At 57.9% G+C, this 19,159-nt stretch carries 4 protein-coding genes; 2 read left to right on the top strand and 2 right to left on the bottom strand.

Annotation, left to right across the window (positions count from 1 at the left end; all coding sequences use genetic code 11):
- Nucleotides 1–760: 760 nt before the first annotated feature.
- The gene (locus ACYSMN_RS23860; RefSeq protein WP_488926439.1) at nucleotides 761–7,783 is read right to left on the bottom strand and encodes a cadherin-like domain-containing protein; all 7,023 of its coding nucleotides are present in this window, start codon (nucleotides 7,781–7,783) and stop codon (nucleotides 761–763) included.
- A gap of 300 nt (nucleotides 7,784–8,083) precedes the next feature.
- Complete coding sequence (locus ACYSMN_RS23855) at nucleotides 8,084–10,825, bottom strand: 4-alpha-glucanotransferase (RefSeq protein ID WP_488926438.1); 2,742 nt, start codon at nucleotides 10,823–10,825, stop codon at nucleotides 8,084–8,086.
- 185 nt (nucleotides 10,826–11,010) lie between these two features.
- Between ACYSMN_RS23855 and ACYSMN_RS23850 the strand changes: the two genes are divergently transcribed.
- Nucleotides 11,011–16,230 carry a translocation/assembly module TamB domain-containing protein gene (locus ACYSMN_RS23850; RefSeq protein ID WP_488926437.1) on the top strand — a complete coding sequence of 1,740 codons (5,220 nt, stop codon included), beginning with the start codon at nucleotides 11,011–11,013 and terminating at the stop codon, nucleotides 16,228–16,230.
- Nucleotides 16,231–16,284: 54 nt separating this feature from the next.
- Nucleotides 16,285–18,672: a translocation and assembly module lipoprotein TamL gene (tamL, locus tag ACYSMN_RS23845; protein WP_488926436.1), complete on the top strand. Its 2,388-nt coding sequence runs from the start codon at nucleotides 16,285–16,287 to the stop codon at nucleotides 18,670–18,672.
- The last annotated feature ends 487 nt before the right edge of the window (nucleotides 18,673–19,159 follow it).

The raw sequence follows: 19,159 nt of genomic DNA, 5'->3' as shown, positions 1-19,159 counted from the left end.
GTAAGGCCCCCCTGTGAACGATACTGCACCAGTACCCGGATTGTACGTAGCACCACTTCTTCCTGTGCCATTGAACGTAACATTAGTCAAGTCTCTAGGCAACCCTGTCACCGTTCGCACTACAGCGTCGGCCGTAGTATTTCCACTGCCTGTATTAGTGATAGTGACTGTCAACACTAGTGGCGCTCCAGGGTTGACAGTGTTATTTGTCGCATTAGAACTAATAGACACTCCCAAAAAGGGGGTTTGTGCCCAGGCCTTGAGGCTGCCAAACAAGATGAAAAGCCCCAGGAAAAGCCCGAAGCGTAGTAGAGTTGTTCTCATATTAGGAATTTGGGTTGTGAGTTGAGAAAAAATTAGACTGAACAGTAGCGAAGCATTCTAACTACATAAGCTTCTTTAAAAGCCTGAATGCTACAATTCTACTTCATGTCCAATATGCAAATTAGAATTTTTTGATGAATACAGGCGTGACTCACCAACAAAGAGCTAAGCAGAAGGACAATTGCCTATGCTCTTGTATATTAGCACCTTCTAATTTTTATGCAGCAAACTACGACTTATAGCTCATTTCAGATTTACTCCTTGGTTAATATTTTGAGAATCTTTCTCTACAAGAAAAAAAAGGTTCTTCTTTATAAATATTCCCACATAATACATTCTTGAGGAAAGGGCACAAATATCATTCACAGGCTAGGTGTAGAAAACAAAAAAGCCCTTCCTCATACGAGGAAGGGCTTCTCATTTTGGGTATTACTGCTTATTCCTTAATCAGGCGCTGGCTCAGCTTGAGGCCGTTGCCTTGCACGAGCACTATGTAGGTGCCTACTGGCAGCGTCTGCACATCCACGGCTTTGTTGATTCCGCCCTCCACTGAGTAGCGGCCCAACAAGCGGCCCGTGGCATCGAGCAACGTGGCCTGGTAGTGGCCCTGTGGCAACTGCGACAAGTCCAGCGTGGCTGTGCGGTCTTGGCTGCTGGCCGGGTTGGGGTATACGCCCACGCTCGGCCGGCTGCTGGCCACTACCGTACCGAAACGCACCGTACGCACCGGGCTGTAGGTGCTTGTGCCGTCCGTGTCCACCTGCTGCAGGCGGTAGTAGACCACACCTTGGTGCTGGCGACCAACGTTCACATCGGTGAAGCTGTAGGCGCTAGCTTGGCTGGTGCTACCCTGGCCCCGCACTTGGCCGATGGCCGTGAACGTGCGTCCGTCGAGGCTGCGCTCCACCGCGAAGTGGTCGTTGTTCTTTTCGGAAGCTGTCGTCCAGCGCAAGTGGGCGTCGGCTTGCACGGCCGTCACCTCGAAGCTGGTCAGTTCCACCGGCAGTGGGCCCGCCGTCGTCGGCGCGTTGCCCGAGAACTCCGATGTGCCTTGGCCCGTCACCGTCGCCGTCGCTGTAATCAACGTGCCTACTTGATTGAGCGTTGTCTGCTGCGCCGTGCTGAGCGGGATGGTGAACACGAAGCGGCGGGCGGCGGCTTCGCTGCCTTGGTCACGGCCGTTGATCAGGCCACTGTAAGCACCCACCCGAGCGTCGCCGTCGGCGGTGCTGCCTTCGGTGCGCGAGAAGAGGTAGGTGACGCCTTCACCGAAGCCCGAGCCATCAGCCGCGGCCAAGAAGAACTCCACCACGGACCCGGCCGGCGCGAAGCCCGTCACTTGCAGGTTGCCGCCGTTCACTTTCGATTGCGTGATAACCGGGAAGTTCAGCAAGCCATTGCTACCCATGGTAGTCGTCTTACCATCCGCGTTCTTGCTGACATACGTGCCAGAGCCTTTGCTTGCGTCGTCCGTGCTATTAAGCAAGTCGATGCCTATCTGGTTGCTGGCCGCGCCACCCGTGGAAGTCACCACAGAGCCGTTACCACTTATTGAATTAAGCGAGAATACGTTATTAGTTGTACCCGACACACTCATGATACCAGCGCCGTAGTTGTCGCGGATGATGTTTTGAGCTACCGTGTTGTTGGAACCGTACAAACGCACTCCTGAAGTTTCTCCATTGGCTCGGCCGTTGCCGATAATGGTGTTGCCCGTGATGGTGTTGCTTCCAGTTGAAGCGAACGAATCAACCCCGGCACCCGCGTTGTCGACGAGCAGGTTGCCGGTTACTACCGTGCTTGAGCTGTTTTCGATGTCAATACCGTCGAGGTTGGTGGTACCGATGCCGTTGTTGCGGATTTCGTTGTTGCGAATTACCACGCCAGTCGAGCCGCCTTCTACCCCGATGCCTTTGCCGCTGGCGTAGCCAATCAGGTTGTTTTGTACGATGCTGGCCGTAGCGCCGGTGAGGGTGCCGTTGCCATCACCATTGATGATGCGCAGGTTGTCGCCGCCGCCCGTGGCCGTAGTACCGGTATTGAAGTCCGCTTTCGTGGCCGAGAGGCCCAAGAAGTTTGCTTCTACTAGGAAGCCCGTCACGTTACCAACGCGCACGTTGGCGTTGGCGTCGTCGTTGGTGGCATTGCCGAAGCCTACTACCGACAGGCCCCGCAGGGTGGTACCCGCTGCCTGCACGTCCAGGCCGATGCCCAGGTTAGCGGCGCCGTCCTGAATCTGCACTTCCGGGCGCTCCACCTGGCTCAGGGCCAGGTCGTCGGTGGTGCCGCTGATTTCGTCTACCCCGTTGGCGCCGGTACCTACGTTGCCGCCCAAGCCAAGCGCACCCGCGTTGGTGTTGCCCACGTTGGTAGTTTGCTTCGTGCCGTCGAGGCTGGTGCCAGCATCCGTAATGGCGGGCAGCGCGGTGGCGGGCGTAATAACAGCCACACCAGCAGTCAAGCCGCTGTTTAGGCCGTTGCGCAAGCCAGCCGGTGCGCCACTAGCTGCTCCGTTAGGAATCATGAAGATGGTGCTTTCCACACCCACCGTACCATTGACTTGAGCCAAATTGGTGTTGGGCAGCGCATTGCTGTTCGTGATGAACTGACGCAAGGAGCCTTGGCCGGCGTCATTGGTGTTCGTGATGACATCGAAGTTGAAGCCGAAGTTCACGCTGCCCACCGCGGCCGGGACGCTGGCTATGGTAACGGTTGCCAGGGACTGTGGCGTGACCGTGCCGGCTGTGAGGCTAGCCAGTGTCTGGCTACCAGTATTGGCTGCGGCATCCTGCTTTTCAGGCGCTTCCCCACCCACGCGGTTCACATCGCCGTTCACGAAGGTTTGTACTCCTATCAGACCAGTGACATTGTTGGTGTTGCGCGACGAGGTAACCGAGTTGTTCACCACGCGTACCGTGTAGGTACCCGCTGCTACGTTGCCAAAGCTGTAGGAACCGATAGTGCCGGTGGTAGCCGTAGTGGTGGTAGTTACTAGGTTGCCGCTGGCATTGTAGAGTTCCACCCTAGCTCCGCCTCGGCCTACGCCCGCCGCGTCAGTCAAGCTCCGGCCGGCACCGCCGCCGTAGTTCACATCCTCGAAAATGGTACCACTGATGGTAGTAACCGGTATCACTGGAATGGTGTAGGTAGCTGCCGTGTTCGACTGCTGGTTGGAGTTGTCCACCGCGAAGAAGGTGAATGTAGCATCGCCGCCAAAGCCCGCCGCTGGGGCAAACCGCAACTGAGCAGCCTGCGCAGCGGTAATCTGCTGGCCCGCCGTTAGGGCCGTGCCGTTGAGCGACAGAACGCCCTGAGCGGCTGTGGGCAACGTAGCAATGATGTAGTTGGTGACGGTACCATCCTGATCCGTACCGGCTAACGACTGAATCGCCGTTGGGCCGCTTGTGTTGAGCATAGCTGGCGAGTTGGTCACGTTCGTAGCCACTGGAGGCACGTTGGTTAGGCCAGCGCAGAGCACCGAAAAGGGTACTACTTGGCGGGCAATGCCACTGCCGGTCGGACCGGCATATTCAAACTTGAGGCTATTGCCGCCCTCGGCTTCGGCATAAAATATCAATACGTTATGCGAGCCAGCGGAGAGCGCAACGGTGGCCGTCACCGTGGTACTGCCATGCAGACCGCCATTGTTGATGGTAGCCGAAGCCGCAGTCGGCGTAGCAGCCAGAGCTGCACCATCGAGCCACAAATACGAGGCGTCGTCGGAGGAAAGGTAGAACGTGTACAAACCAGCTGTCGGCACGGATATATTGCCGCGGAACCGGGCGCTAAAGAAATTTGGATCGGCAACCGTGCCTTGCGCCGGAGGAACGATGTTGCCCCAGGTGCTCGTAGTGAAGTCTAGCTGGCTATCGAAGCGCGATACCCCAGCAGTGCGACTGGTGAAATAGCTCAAGTCGTCGGTAGTAGCGGCACCGGTGCTGAAGCTGCCGGCATAATACTGGCCATATAAGCCTGCACTAGCCGTTCCACCACCAGCATATGACGGGCCGCAGGTGCTGCCCACCGGAATAGTGTAGGTAGCTGCAGTGGCGCTGGTCAAGCCCAGGTTATCGGTAGCGGTGTACGTGAAAACGGCATTGCCCACGTACCCTGGATTAGGATCGAACGTGAGTTGGCCAAGCTGGTTGGCTGGAATTATCTGGCCCACTGTTACAGCCGTGCCGTTGAAGGCCAGTACTCCGTTGGAAGGCAGACTCTGGATGGTGAACGAAGCAATGCTGCCATCAGGGTCGGTGCCTGATAGTGACGGGGCAAGCACGGTGGCCGCCAGCGTGTTGTCTAAGGCAGCGTTGGTTACGTTGTTGGCTACGGGTCGGTCACTCACCGTTACGGCAATGGTGGCCGCGTTGCTAATGGCGCCGTTGTTGTCTGACACCGTGTACGTAATAGAGCTCGTGCCGCGGTAGCCCGTTACGGGTGCAAACGTCACATTACCGGCGTTATCTACCGTGTACGTGCCTTGGCCGGCCACCGTCCGGGTGATATCCCGAGCTGGAGTGCTAGGATCCAAGTCTATCAAAGCCAAGTTCAGCGTGCCATCGGCATCACTGTCGTTGGCGCTGATGGAAAACGTGATGGCAGTATTGAGCGGCGTAACGCGCGAATCGTTATTGGCTACCGGCGCTAGGTTACACGTGCCGAAGTAGACGTCATCAATACCTAGGTCGTTGCCGCCTTCTACAGTTGTTACGTTGCGAATCTCAAACGTAGCCGTGGTATTTTCTCCCGAGTACCAAACGTCCGAAAACTGCACCCACTGGTCGGGCGATTCAGGCAGGGTTACCGTAGCCGAGACCGAGGCGCCGTTGATGACGAAACCCACGGTGGGGTCAACCAGATCAAAGCCAGGCCGGATCAAGTTATTGAAGAACGCCGAAAACGAATAGTACCGCCGGGGCTGTACCGTGATGGTCTGGGAATACAGCGTCTTGATAGACAGGGTCCCGTTGATAATCATGAATTTATCACCCGTCGTGGTGCCGTGGCCGGTCTGGCCCCAGTCGCTACCCGTTTGGCGATATTCAGCGGCGCTGGCATCTACTGCGTAAGATCCGCTCATTCCCAAAGGATTGCTACCAGGAGCATTCACAATAGTGGAACGCGGTACAAATGCGTAGTCGGTATTAAAGCCGAAATCCGCGGGGCTCGAACCCGAGTTGAAATCCGGGTTTCTCAACAAGTTATTGCCGGAAGTAGCCGTACAAGCCGAGTTAGAATCATAAACGCGTAGTGCTACCGTGGCCGTGGCGCATGCCACTGGGGTGCCATTGTCGCATACCTGGTACCGGAAGCTGTCGGAGCCGAGGAAGCCGTTGTTGGGCGTGTAGGTGTAGCTGCCGTCCGCATTGAGCACCAACGTGCCATTGGTTGGTCCGGTAACCAGCGAAACCGTTAGCAATCCACCTTCCGGATCGGTATCGTTCAGAATGACGTTGCCCGATTTGGCCGTGTTGCGCGGCAATTCGTTGCTGTCGTTGCCTGCTACAGGCGGCCGGTTAATGGGCGTGGTGATATTGGCGTTGGCTGCTGAGCCGTCATTGTTCGTTGTAGTGGCATCCGTGGTGCTGGAAGTGCTGGCAGCCTTGCCCGTTACCGAGGCTACCCCTGAAGGAGCTGGAAACGATACGGTGTTAGTAGCCGCCGCTGCGCCACTGCCCAGATTGGGGATGTTACCAAATGTCACGAGACCGGTTCCCATATCATAGGCGCCGCTGCTAACCATTACTCCCGTAAGGCCGGCCGGCAGCTTGATCGTTTGAACCACGTTGGTAGCCGCGTTAGGCCCCATGTTGGTGCTCGATACCGTGTACGTAATCGTGGTGCCAGCCAGTACAGTAGCCGTGCTACCACTGATAATGGTCGTAACGTCGGCCGTAATGGCGCATTGCGCGGCGTAAGAAAACGTAGTTACGACCCCGCTGCCGCCTTTAGTGGCACCGTTAGCCGGAAACTCGGTGAGGCTCGAAGAGGAGGTAGTGCCATTGGCGGCACCCGCAACACTTGTGGTAGGAGTACCCGAGGTATACGCAATGTAGCCGCCGCCACCGCCGCCGCCGGGTCCTTCTGCCTCGGTCGAACCGGCTTGCAGGCCGCCCATACCGCCTTGCGCCGTAAGAGTAATGTTTGACAAAGCTCCCGCGGAATTGATAACGATGGTACCACCCGCACCACCGCCACCAGGGGCGTCAATTGCGCCAGAAGTAGCTGCCGCCGTGCCATTCGATACGATGCTACCGCCGCCCGCTACCGTGCCACCGCCCAGGATGTAGATCAAGCCGCCGCCGTTACCCCCGCCGGTACCCCCGCCGTCATTAGCGTCGCCGGCACCGCCACCGCCACCTAGAAACAAGCGGCCCGTGTAATCAAGAGGCCGACCACCCAGACCGCCGTAATTCTGGCGGCTGTCACCACCCCAGCTCGCGTTGCCAGGACCAGTAGCCGCCGCGTTCTGGTCACTAGTCGAATAAGAGTATCCGCCACGGCCTCCACCAGGAGAGGTGGAAGTAGCGAAATTAGCAGACTCTTGGTTCCAGGCAACATCGTATACGTTGACCGTGACAACTCCACCAACAAAAGCATTTCGCTCTGGATTGCCAGTGCCCGTCCAGGTGCCCGTGCCAGCGTTGGCACCGCCGCCGCCGCCCGAGTTGTGAGAGTTACCGCCGCCGCCGCCGTTGGCCGCAGCTCCCCGGCCGTAGCGGCCATTGAGAAGGTCGTAGTCAGCTGCTGAACCAGCAATACCCTCGCCTTTAGCCGCGCCAAAAGACGTGAGGGCAGACCGGCGGCCATTACCCGCCGAAGGGAAAGAAGAGTTAGTGGAAGTGGTAGCAGCGCCGCCCCGGAAGCCTAAGCCCGACGCGTTGATAGACGAGCCAGTGTTCAAGGTGATGTTGCCGCTTACGTCCACCGCTACTACGCCGCCCGTCGCACCGTTCCACGCCGGAGCCGTGATGGTACCAGTAGACGTAAGCGTGAGCGTAGTATAGCGGGGCACGCGTACAATTTGTGTTTTGCCCGCCACCGTGTACGAGTTAGTTAAGCCGCAAGCGAATGTGATGGACGTAGCCGATGGTACTGCCGCCACTTCCAAGAGTTCGTAGCGGCCGGCGCTATTGTAGTTGGTGACATTACCGTAAGTAGCCGCATCCGTCACATCGATGGTAGCCCCCTGCATCTGGATAATCATCACCAAGTCGCCAGCAGCCAAGGCGGCATTCCCATTAGCGTTCAGGGCACTGGCGTTCACCGTAATGGTCTTACTTCCGGCTGCCGCATTGGCAGTAAGCGTGGCGTAGGCGTTAATCTGGGTATTAGCCACAGTAACAGCTCGGGCTCCGTTTTTACCTGATTGCGCAAAAGCGGCCGGCGCAGACAGCAGCAGTAAGAGCCACCGGGCTGAGAGCAACCACCGGGCTGGGGTAAGTAAGCGTGTTCTCATGTAAGAAAGTATGTGTGCTTGAGAGTTGAAGATTTCAGTATTTAGGGCCAGCTACCTAAAAGCGCGTTGGACCAGTACAAAGCTACTTCGCGCCCAAAGCTGAGCCGCTTCGTTTTCGGTGAATGGGAAAATTCACCCGGTGAATCTCGGCTGTCAGGGGAGCAACTTTCTCGGCTCTGAAGTGATATTTCTGTCGCGCCGCCGCTACGAATTATCTAGTCAACTCGGATTTACTGCAGGCATAAGAAAGCCAAAAGCCCCACCTCACGGCAGGGCTTTTGGCTTGTGAATTCAGTGAATCTAATAGACCTGACTACGGCCGCTGTTGCGGACCAGTTGCTGCACCTCCTGGTTGAAGTCATCAACTCCGGCTAACTCTTCCAAGGGCAGGTGCAGGCGGTATTTCCAGAAGTGCGTGGGGTTGGCGGGCACGTTGATCTGTTCTTCGTGCGGGTCCGCGCGGCGCAGTTGCTCGCTCATGGCCAGCAAATCCTGAAGCGGGAAAATGGCCCACATAGCCGGCGAGTGCAGGTGCTGCACCGTGATTTCGCGCGCCACCCACGGCTCGCAGTGGTACGGCGCCTGCTCGCCCCAATGACCCAGAATAGTCTCGAAAAAGCGCTGCGTTTTGGTGTGGTCTTCCTCCCACCAGCCGCGCACCGTACTCATGTCGTGCGAGCCGGGACTCACTACCGACAGATACGGCGCGGCATCCGGGTGGCCGAACTCCACCTTCGGGTCGGAGGGCATACGCTGGATGTTGAGGCCCAGCATGCCCAAGGCCCGCATCACGCCCGGCACTGATTCGGGCACCATGCCCAGGTCTTCGCCGCAGATGAGCATGTTGGTGGCGTAGCGCACGGGCGGCAGCTTCACCATGCCCTGGTCGCGCCAGAAAGTCTCGTGCCGGCGGTAGAAGAAGTCGACGTAGATATCGTCGTAAAGGCGGCGCTGGTCCTGCTCGTTCAGTTCGCCGAACGACCACGTTTTATTGAGCGTGATGCGCGGGTGGTAGAAGTCGGGCCGCAGGTCGTCGGGCACGAAGAGCACTTCATTGGCCACGCTGTAGAGGTGGGTCCGTAGCCACTGATAATGCGCGGTATTGGCTGGGTCGGCGACTATTTTCTGTTCGAACACCGTTTCCATCTGGCGTTGGGTGCGCACGTGCTCCTTCAGCCGGATAGCCCCGTAGCCGGCATCCTCCATAAACTCGTCGAATACTGCCTGCGCCTGTCCGTGGAAGATGTGCTGGAGCATGTGCCAGCGGATGTATGGTTCGCACAGCCGGCCGTAATTGAACCAGCCCAGGCGCTGCTCAATTTCGTGCTGGTGCAGTGGCAAAGCCGGCGAGAAGTGCCCCAACAAGCCTTCCACGGAATGACCCGGAATCTCCCAGATGCGGAAGAAACCCAGAATATGGTCGATGCGCAGCGTATCGAAGTAACGCGCCAACTGGCCCATGCGCTGCTTCCACCACGCGTAGCCGTCTTCGGCCATCCGCTCCCAGTTGTAGGTGGGGAAGCGCCAGTTTTGGCCCGTTACCGAGAAGTCGTCCGGGGGCGCGCCGGCTTGTTGGTGCATGTGGTAGAGTTCCGGCTGCGTCCAAGCGTCCACGGAGTGGCGGTAGATACCAATGGGCAGGTCGCCTTTGAGCACCACGCCGTGCTGACGGGCGTACTGCACGGCGTCGCGCAGCTGTTTATCTAAGTGAAACTGGGTGAAGAAGTGCAGCCCCACTTTATCGAAGCCCGGCGCATCTTCGCGGGTCAGCTCGGCCACCTTGGCGGGCGTGCGGTATTCCTCGGGCCACTGCTGGAAATCGGCGGTGCCGAACTGGTCCCGCAGCGCGGAAAACACGGCGTACGGCTCCAACCATGCCCCCTGTTCTGCCCGGAACGCCTGGAAATCGGGGTCGGCCAGGAAAGCCTGCTTCTCTTGCTGGTACAGCCGCCGCGCGAACTTCCATTTAGCTTGCATCACGGGCTCGTAGTCCACGAAGTCGCGGCCGTTTAGCTCCTCGCGCTGTTGGTCCAGTTCCTGCTGGGCCGCGGCATCCTGCAACGGCGCAATGGCATCGAGGTTGAGATACTGCGGGTGCAAAGCAAACACCGAAATTGCCGCGTACGGATACGAATCAACCCAGGTGTGCGTGGCTACAGTGTCGTTGATGGGTAGAATCTGCACCAGCTTCAGGCCGGTACTCACCGCCCAATCCACCAGCAGCTTCAAGTCCGGAAACTCCCCGACTCCCAAGCCTTTACGGCTGCGTAGCGCGAAAACGGGCAGGGCCACGCCGGCCCCGCGCCAGGCATTGGGATAGCGGAAATTCTCATCGGCGCGCACACGCTGAGTGCGGCGGTCCGACGACGGCGAAATGATACGGTCGTCGCCGGCTTCGAGCAGGACGATCTTCTTCTCGGCTGGCTCCCACACCCCATACTTATACTGTACTACGCGCTCCGGTTGCTCCAGCGCCACCTCGGCAGTCCAGGTTGGGTAGTCGGCATCGGAGAGCAGCACGGCTTTGCGAGCATCCCAGGCGCCGAGGGCCGGGTCGGAACCGAGCACGCATAGCTGGTGGCCGGGGTCTACACGCGGGGCAGCCAGTTGGAACCGCACCACTGAATCGGCCACGCGGGCAGTTTTGGCGAGCTTATCCGCTTTAGAAACGTGGGGGCGCCGAAGCAGGGCTTCGGCGAAAGCCGCCGTGAACAGCTCGTTTTCCGGCTGGGCGGCCGGGCGCCAGTAGTCTTCCAGCACCACGCGCGTAAACTGGTGGCCGTCGTAGTGCACCTGGCGGTTGGGGCCCCACTCCCAGTGCTTGCCGCCGTCTTGGTCGTCGAGCAGAATATACTTGTATTCCACCATGCCGGGCGCGTCGTCGGGCAGGCTAATTTCCTGGCTCCAGCGGCCGAGTTCGGGGTTGTAATGTAGGCTAAGTGCGTGGTCGAGGTTCCATTGGCCCAGGCTGGGCTCGGAACCGCACACCACCAGCCGCTGGCCCCACGCGGTGCGAAAGGGCAAAGAAAAACGAAGAATCATGGGTCGACAAGGATAAGGCGCGAAAGATAAGAGGTGAACCGGTGATTAAGTAACCATAACCGTAATGGATTCCATTCCAGGCTGGTTTCGCCTTCGACTCTTTATGGTATTATTCGCTCTACCTCACCTCTTTCCCAACCCAAAGCCTGTGTTTGCCGTTGATTTTGACCGAACCTTAACCGTTTTTGGTCATCAACTCCTTGCCTACTTACGCCCGCCGCGCCCTGTACACCGTCCTAGGGCTTGTGGCTTTTGTGTTGCTCCTCGTGATTGGGGTAGTAGTGGCGCTGCAATTTCCGTCGGTGCAGGACTACGCTGCCCACAAAGCCGCCAACTACCTCCAGGATAAAATCGGGACGGAAGTCCGCATTGCCAAGTTTCGGTCCGACTTCCGGCACGCCATCAACCTCGACGGGGTCTACATCGAGGACCAGCAAGGTGATACGCTGCTGTCAGTGGGACACTTGGGCGTAGACCTCGACATCTGGGCCCTGACAAAGTCGGAAATCAACCTGAAGTCGTTGGAACTGAATGATGGCCGCTTGGCCATTGCGCGCACCGAGCCCGACAGCATCAGCAATTACGACTTCATCGTCAACGCCTTCGCCACCGGCGACACCACCACAACCACCCCGGCCGACACCACTGGCGCGGGCTTCAAGTACGACATCGGCGACGTGCGCCTAACCAACATCCACCTCACCTACGACGACCAGGTGGACGGCCTCAGCCTGCGCACCAAAGTAGGCGAACTGGCCGTGACGATGGACGCAGTGGACGTGGACGAGTCTATTTATAAGATCAACGAAGCCACGCTGCGCAACACCGGCATCATCATCGCGCAAACTAAAACTGCGCCGCCTGATACCGCCGTGGCGGAGCCCCTGGATTTGACCATCGGCCTGAACCGAGCCAACCTCAACAACGTCAGCTTAACCTATAAAAACGACCCGTCGGCACAGTTTATCAGCACCCGCGTGGGTGAGGCCGAAATTACGGCCGACAATATTGACCTGATTAATTCGCGGGTGGCGCTCAACACGCTGAAGCTGCGCAATTCCAGCTTCGCTTACGCCCAGAACGAGAACGTGCCGGTGGAGAAGCGCCTCGTGAACCCCGCCGAAGTCGTGCGCGACCTCAACGATGCTGTGGAAACCGCCACCGGCCAGCCCACCAGCTGGGTGGTCACGCTGAAACGTTCCGACATCAACGCTGTGGATGTGGCCTTTGACAATTTCAACGAGCCCCGGCAGCGCACCCGCGTACCGGCCATGGACTACAACCACCTCAAGTTCACGGACCTCACGCTGAATACAGAGAACCTGTTCTACTCCGAAAACCGCACCACCGGCCGCATTACGCAGCTAGCGGGCAAGGAACAGAGCGGCTTCGAAATCACCTCCACGAAGGCCGACCTAGTGTTCGACTCCGTGCAAACGCGGCTCGACAACCTGGACCTGATTACGCCGCACACCCGCATCCGCCACACTTTGGCTATGCGCTACCGCAGCCTCGACGCGCTGGCCGATACCAAGCAACTGCCCAACCTCGGCATCGAAGGCGACCTACAAGAGGTGCGCCTAGGTTTCCGCGACATCCTGTACTTGGTGCCTGATTTGGCCGGCACCCCGCCTTTCAACACCGGCCCCAACCAGTCGGTGCTGGTGAGTGGGCGCGTGAACGGGCGCGTGGGCGACTTGCGGGTGCAGAACCTGGAGTTTGTGGGCTTCCGCAACACCGTCGTGAAGGCCAGCGGCCGGATTCAGGGCTTGCCCGAAACCGACCAGCGCCTGTACACCGATTTTAACATTCAGCAGTTCACGACCACCGAAGCCGACATCAAAAGCCTCGTTCCCAAGGGTACTATTCCTTCGAACATCCGTATCCCGCCGCGCATGACGGTGGCCGGCACGTTCCGCGGGCGGCCTACGGCGCTGCTCTTCGATACCGATTTGCGGGCTACTACCAGCTTCGGCAACGTGGCGGCTAAAGTGGACTTGGGCAGCGGACCGAAGGGCCAGGAACCGATTACGGCTACATTCAGCACGCAGCAGCTAGATGTCGGGAAGATTCTGCGTGACCCCACCATTGGGCGCATCACGGCCAACGGCCGCCTCACGGGCCGCGGCGGCCTCGACCCCAATCTACTGCGCGGCCGCTTAGTGGCCAATGTGCAAGGCGCCACCTACAACGGCTACACTTACCGCGGCATCACAGCCACCGTCGATATTGACCGCAACCGCTATGTGATTGACGCGCGCAGCCCTCGGGACCCCAACCTAAACCTCGACCTATTGGCTACCGTGAACCTGCGCGACGCCAACAAGCCTAGCTACGAGGTGCAGCGCCTCAACCTGCGCGGCGCCAACCTCACGGCTCTCGGCTTTTACACCGGCGGCGACCTGCGGGTACAAGGCGACCTCACCGCCAACCTCAGCGGCGCCGACGCCAATAGTATCAATGGCACATTCTCCGGCCGCAACATCGTGATTGTGCGCGACAACCAGCCGATAGCGCTGGATTCCGTGAGTGGCCGCATCGTGCAGCGCCCGGGCCGCACGGAAGTGGCCGTCAACTCCAACATCCTCGACGTAAACCTGGAAGGCAACACAGCTCTCGGTGATATTGCGACGGTGCTACAGCAGCACATCGACCGGTATTTCGACCTGCCGGGCGTGCAGTTCAGGCCTTCGGCCGCCGACCGGCGCTTCACCTTTGAGGCCAACGTGAAGAACACCGTGCTCCTGCAAAAGCTGGTGCCCGACCTCAAGCAGCTCACCCCTTTCAAGCTTGCCGGCGCCTTCGACAGCCGCAGCGCCAACCTTACCGTCAACACCCGCATTCCGCGCATTGTCTACTTAGGCTTTGCGCTTGATTCGTTACGGTTCAATATCGACTCTGACCCACAGAAGTTGAATTACGCGCTGGGCCTGCGGCAAGTCAGCCAAGACACCTCACTGCGCATTCCGAACCCGACCCTAGCAGGCAGCATCCAGAACAACCAGATTGGTACTCGCCTGCGCATCGCGGAGTCGGATAGTGCCGAGCGTTTGAATATGGCGGGCGTGCTGCGCGTGTTGGGTGGCGGCGACTCCTACGCGTTCAGTTTCGACCCGAAGCTCATGCTTGATGGGGTGGAATGGACCGTGGCAACCGGCAACGAGCTGCGCTTCACCACCGCAACCGGCGCCATCTTCGCCCAAAACGTGGACTTCCGCCGCGGCGACCGTTTCCTGACGCTACAAACGTTACCCGGGGCCCGCTACCCGCTACAAGTCAGCATGGGTAACCTCGAAATCAACGGGCTGGCCCGCGCCGCTGGCTTGCAGGATTCGCTGGTGGCTGGTACGCTCAACGGTCAGGCCTTGGCCTTCAACCTGGGCCAGCCCCGGCAGGCTTTCACCGCCGACGCTGTGTTGGGCGGCTTCGTGTACAACAAGTCCATCGTGGGGGACATCAACCTGAAGGCGACCAACCCTGTGCCTGACCGCTACAACGTGGACGTGCGGCTCACCAACCAGCAAGGCACCGACGTGCAAGCTGTGGGCTACTACCAAGCCACGCCCGCCAGCCCCATTCAATTTGCTATCAACGTGAACCGCTTCAACCTGCAAACCGTCGAGCCTTTCTCGGCCGGGCAGTTGCGCGAAAGCAGCGGGGGCATCACGGGCAACCTGACAGTGAATGGCACCGTGAAACAGCCGCGCATTGATGGTACACTCACCACCACGCCCGACGCAGGCTTCACCGTGACTCAACTCGGCGCGCCCTACCGTCTGCCCAGCCAATCCATTGCCTTCGATAATCAAGGCATCCGCTTCGATAGCTTCACGGTGCTCGATTCGCTCGGCAACAAAGCCGTGCTGAGTGGCCGCGTCCTAACGCGCAACTACGTTGACGATTACCGCTTCAACCTCACGGCCAACACCGACCAGTTCGTGGCGATACAAAGCACGGCGCGCGACAATGAGCTGTTCTATGGCAAGCTTATTATCGATTCGGAAACCACTATTCGCGGCAACCTCACGCTGCCCGTCATCAACACCCGCGCCGTGGTAGTTGATGGCTCTAACCTCACCGTCGTGACGCCCAATGATGAGGCCGGTTTAGTAGCAACGGATGGTATTGTGGAATTCGTGGATAAAAGCGCCCCGCTCGATACCATGCTGGCCCGGCAAGTAGCGCTGGATTCCGCGAAAACTGCTTCTGGCTTCGACATTACGGCCCGCGTCACGGTTTCCGACGCCACGCCCTTTACTATCATCATCGACCCAATTTCCGGCGACAACCTGCAAGTACGGGCCAACGGTACGCTCAATACGGCCATCGACGCGGCGGGCACTATCACGCTCACCGGCCGCCTCGACGTAGCCAGCGGCTCCTACAACCTCTCGCTCTACGACTTGGCTTCGCGCAAATTCGACATCGGGCCGGGCAGTTCCATTGTTTGGAGCGGCGACCCATACAATGCGCAACTGAACGTAGCAGCCATCTACAGCGTGAAAGCCGCTCCCGCCGAGTTGCTTTCCGCGCAAGGTGTGGCCGATGAAACGCTAAATGCTGTGGGGCGCAACCAGCTGCCGTTCCAGGTGTACCTGAACGTAACCGGCGAGTTGCTCAAGCCAGTTATTGGCTTCGACATCAAGCTGCCCGAAGAAACCCGTTCAGAATTACGGGGTCCTATTGAGGCCCGTCTCGCCCAGCTACGCCAGCCTAGCGAAGCTTCGGAGTTGAACAAGCAGGTTTTTTCGCTGCTGGTGCTGAATCGTTTCTTAGCCGATGATCCATTCAAGAGCAGTAGCGGCAACTTGGTGGCTGAGCAATTGCGCGGCTCCGCCAGCCAAGTGCTCACGCAGCAGCTCAACAACCTCACCGGCTCTTATCTCTCCAATCTGGGCGTAGAGCTAGGCGTGAATTCCTACGCCGACTACTCCAGCGGCGCCGAGAAAACCCGCACCGACCTCAACGTGGCCGTGCGCCGCCAGCTCTTCAACGACCGTCTCACCGTACGCTTAGGCACCGACTTACCGCTGGGTGGTGGCAATCAAGCCTCGCAAGGCCAAAGCCAAAGCGGCATCAGCGCCTTCGCCGGCGACGTGAGCGTGGAATACAACGTGCTGGCTAACGGCCGGATTCGGTTGCGGGCCTTCCGCAGCAACGCCTACGGCGACATCGATGGCCAATACGTGCGTACCGGCGCCTCACTCATCTTCCAGCGCGACTACCGTGACCTAGCCGATCTATTCAAAGGCATTGACAAGGAAGTGAAGGAAGAAGTAAAGGAAAACCGCCGCCGCCAGCGCCGCGACAAGAAAGCAGCGCAAGATTCCACCCAAGTTGTCACGACGGCGCCGCGCCGCGATTCTACTCGCCTTGCCCAACGCCCAACTACCTCGGGCCGCTAAATCTTCATTCAGTAGTCTTAGGCGTGATGCCCGCCGGCACCTTTCCCGCGCAGTATGATTTTCAAGAAACCGTCTTTCCTTATGATGTTCAGCTCCTCTACTCGCCTGGAAAGTCGTCCGGCTTCTCGCCTTGCGGGGCGGAGAGCAGGCGCCGGGCGGCAGCTCCGGAGTTGGGTTGCGCTGAGCGTGCTGGCCTTTTCGGCGGCTTGCTCAGGCACCAAATACATCCCCAAAGACGCCAAGCTTTACACCGGTAGCACGGTGAAAGTGCAGTCCTCAAGCTCCGTTCCGAACGAGAGTGAACTAACGACCGAGCTAGAAAGTGTTATCACTCCCAAGCCCAACGCCTCCATTCTAGGGCTGCGACCCAAACTCTACTTCTGGCATCTGGGCGAGGGCAAAACCAAAGGCCTCGGCAAATGGCTGGCTGACAAGTACGGGGAAAAGCCCGTGCTGCTGAGCCAAGTTGATACGCAACGAGTGAAAGGCCTGATGGTCAACCGACTCAACAACAATGGCTACTTTAAGCCAACGGTCAAGAGCAAAGTGAACGTGAAGGGCCAGACAGCCAATGTTGACTACACGGCCTTGGTCGGTAAGCCTTATCTCATCAAGCAGATAGTATACCCCGAAAGAGACTCTCTGCTCGACCGTGCAGTTCGAGCCACTCAAAGCGGCTCCTTGCTGAAGGTTGGCGACCCTTACAATTTGCAAACGTTCGTTAATGAACGAACCCGCATCGATGCGGCACTGAAAAACCAAGGCTTCTACTACTTCACGCCCGACTATCTGCTCTTCCAAGTCGACAGCACGCTCGACAATCAAGTGAACGTGTATCTGAAAGTCAAGGAATCAACCCCGCCCCGTGCGGCGCGGCCCTACGTGCTCAACCGTGTCACGCTGAACACCAACTATTCGTTATCAGACACCTCTGCCATCGGGCGCCAACCGATTCTTTACAAGGGTTACCGTTACTTGCCCGACGAAAAGATGTTCCGGGCCAAGGCCATTGCCAACGCTACGTTCCTTTATCCTGATAGCTTATACCGCCGCCGCCGCGCCGACCAGACCCTGAGTCGCCTCATGAGCCTAGGCACGTTCAAGTTCGTTGATATTCGCTTTCGGCCCGCTCGTAATGTTCCCGATTCTGCGGGCTACGGCCATCTGAACACATTTGTACGCATGACGCAGGTGCCCAAGCAGTCCCTGCGGACGGAAGTGCTATTGGTAAGTAAATCCAACGGCTTCGTGGGCCCAGGCTTTCAGGTGCAGTATCGCAACCGTTCGGCATTGCGCGGGGCCGAGCAGCTACTTATAAACCTGACTGGCTCCTTCGAAAACCAGACCCGTACCGGCACTAACGCCATCGGTCTTACTTCCTACGAGCTAGGTCTTGATGCCCAACTGTTGGTGCCGCGCCTCATCACGCCTCCCTTCGATATTCAGCTGCGCAACTCCGATTTCCAGCCCCGAACTTCATTCGGTGCCGGCTACCGGTACGTGCAACGCCTCGAAGCTTTCCGGCAAGACGTGTTCAATCTGAATTACGGCTACTCCTGGAAAACCAAAATCACCAACGAGCAGGAGCTACGGCCCATTGACTTGCAATACGTCCGCCTTGCTAATACCAGCAACACGTTCCAGGCGCTGCTAGACAGCAATCAATTCTTGGCTAACAGCTTTCGCCAGCAATTCATTTTGGGCAGTAGCTACCGTTACACTTACAACCAGCAGTCTTTAGAACAGCGTCGCAACCAGATCTATTTTAGCGGTGGCATAGAAGTATCCGGCAACTTGGCCTATTTACTCAGCAACCTACGAGGTGCCTCGCGTAATGAGTTTGGCAAATATGAGGTGTTCGGTCAGGAATTCTCCCAGTACACTAAAGTAGACCTTGAGTTGCGCAATTACTTCCGCGTCTCTTCTGACCGCACCAGCGGAAACAAGATTGCTACTCGTCTGCTACTTGGCCTAGGTTTGCCTTATCAGAATTCCAATGTGCTCCCCTACCTTAAGCAATATGGTATCGGTGGTCCTAACAGCGTCCGAGCTTATGCAGCACGAGGTATTGGCCCTGGCTCCTACAACCCTGGAACTTCGAGAGAGCAGCAAACCAGCTTCTACGACCAGGTAGGCGATTTACGCTTTGAAGCCAACGCCGAATACCGTCAAGACCTTTTCCCCTATGTCAAAGGCGCTTTATTCGTTGATGCAGGTAATATCTGGCTGGTCAACGACGACCCTGAGCGACCAGGCGGTAAATTTGAACCCAGCAAATTTCTGAATCAACTTGCTATCGGCGCTGGTGCCGGTATCCGCATCGACGTGCAATTCTTCGTAATTCGCTTTGACGCAGCTGTCCCCCTTCGTGCGTCTTACGGTACGCCTGATGATGATGACAAGGGGCTCCGCCTGAATATTGCAATTGGTTACCCATTCTAAAAGCTGAGTCTTTCCTAAAACCCGAAAGGCCTCTCTAGTGATAGAGGGGCCTTTCGGGTTTTAGGAAAGACTCAGACTAAGAGTGCGTCATACCTTGATAGGTAGAAAGGCTATTAATAAGGACAAGTATACTTAATAGCTGCTTAAATAGATCAAACGCACTGCATCGTTTCTATAGCATATCAGCCACTAGTCCAAGCCCCTTCTCACTAGCCTTGATGATATGATTGAAGTACTAGCGGACCCCATTTATTGCTTCATGCACCTTATGGCGCCACCCAATATGCCTTAGGAGAGTCATTGCTTCCAAGTCCTGTCTGTTATCGAGCATGCATAGTGCTTTGTGTTGCAGAAAGTCACTGCTGTTAGTAAGCCGCAAGAACTACCAAGGTTCAGGAAGTTAGCACTATAGGCACCCATATCCACACGCAAAAGGCCCTCGGTGCGCCGGGGCAGGAGCAACGAGGGCCTTGGGGGTGTGCCCGCC

This window comes from Hymenobacter sp. M1-2, assembly GCF_057808495.1.
This window is presented reverse-complemented; position numbering and strand designations above follow the sequence as displayed.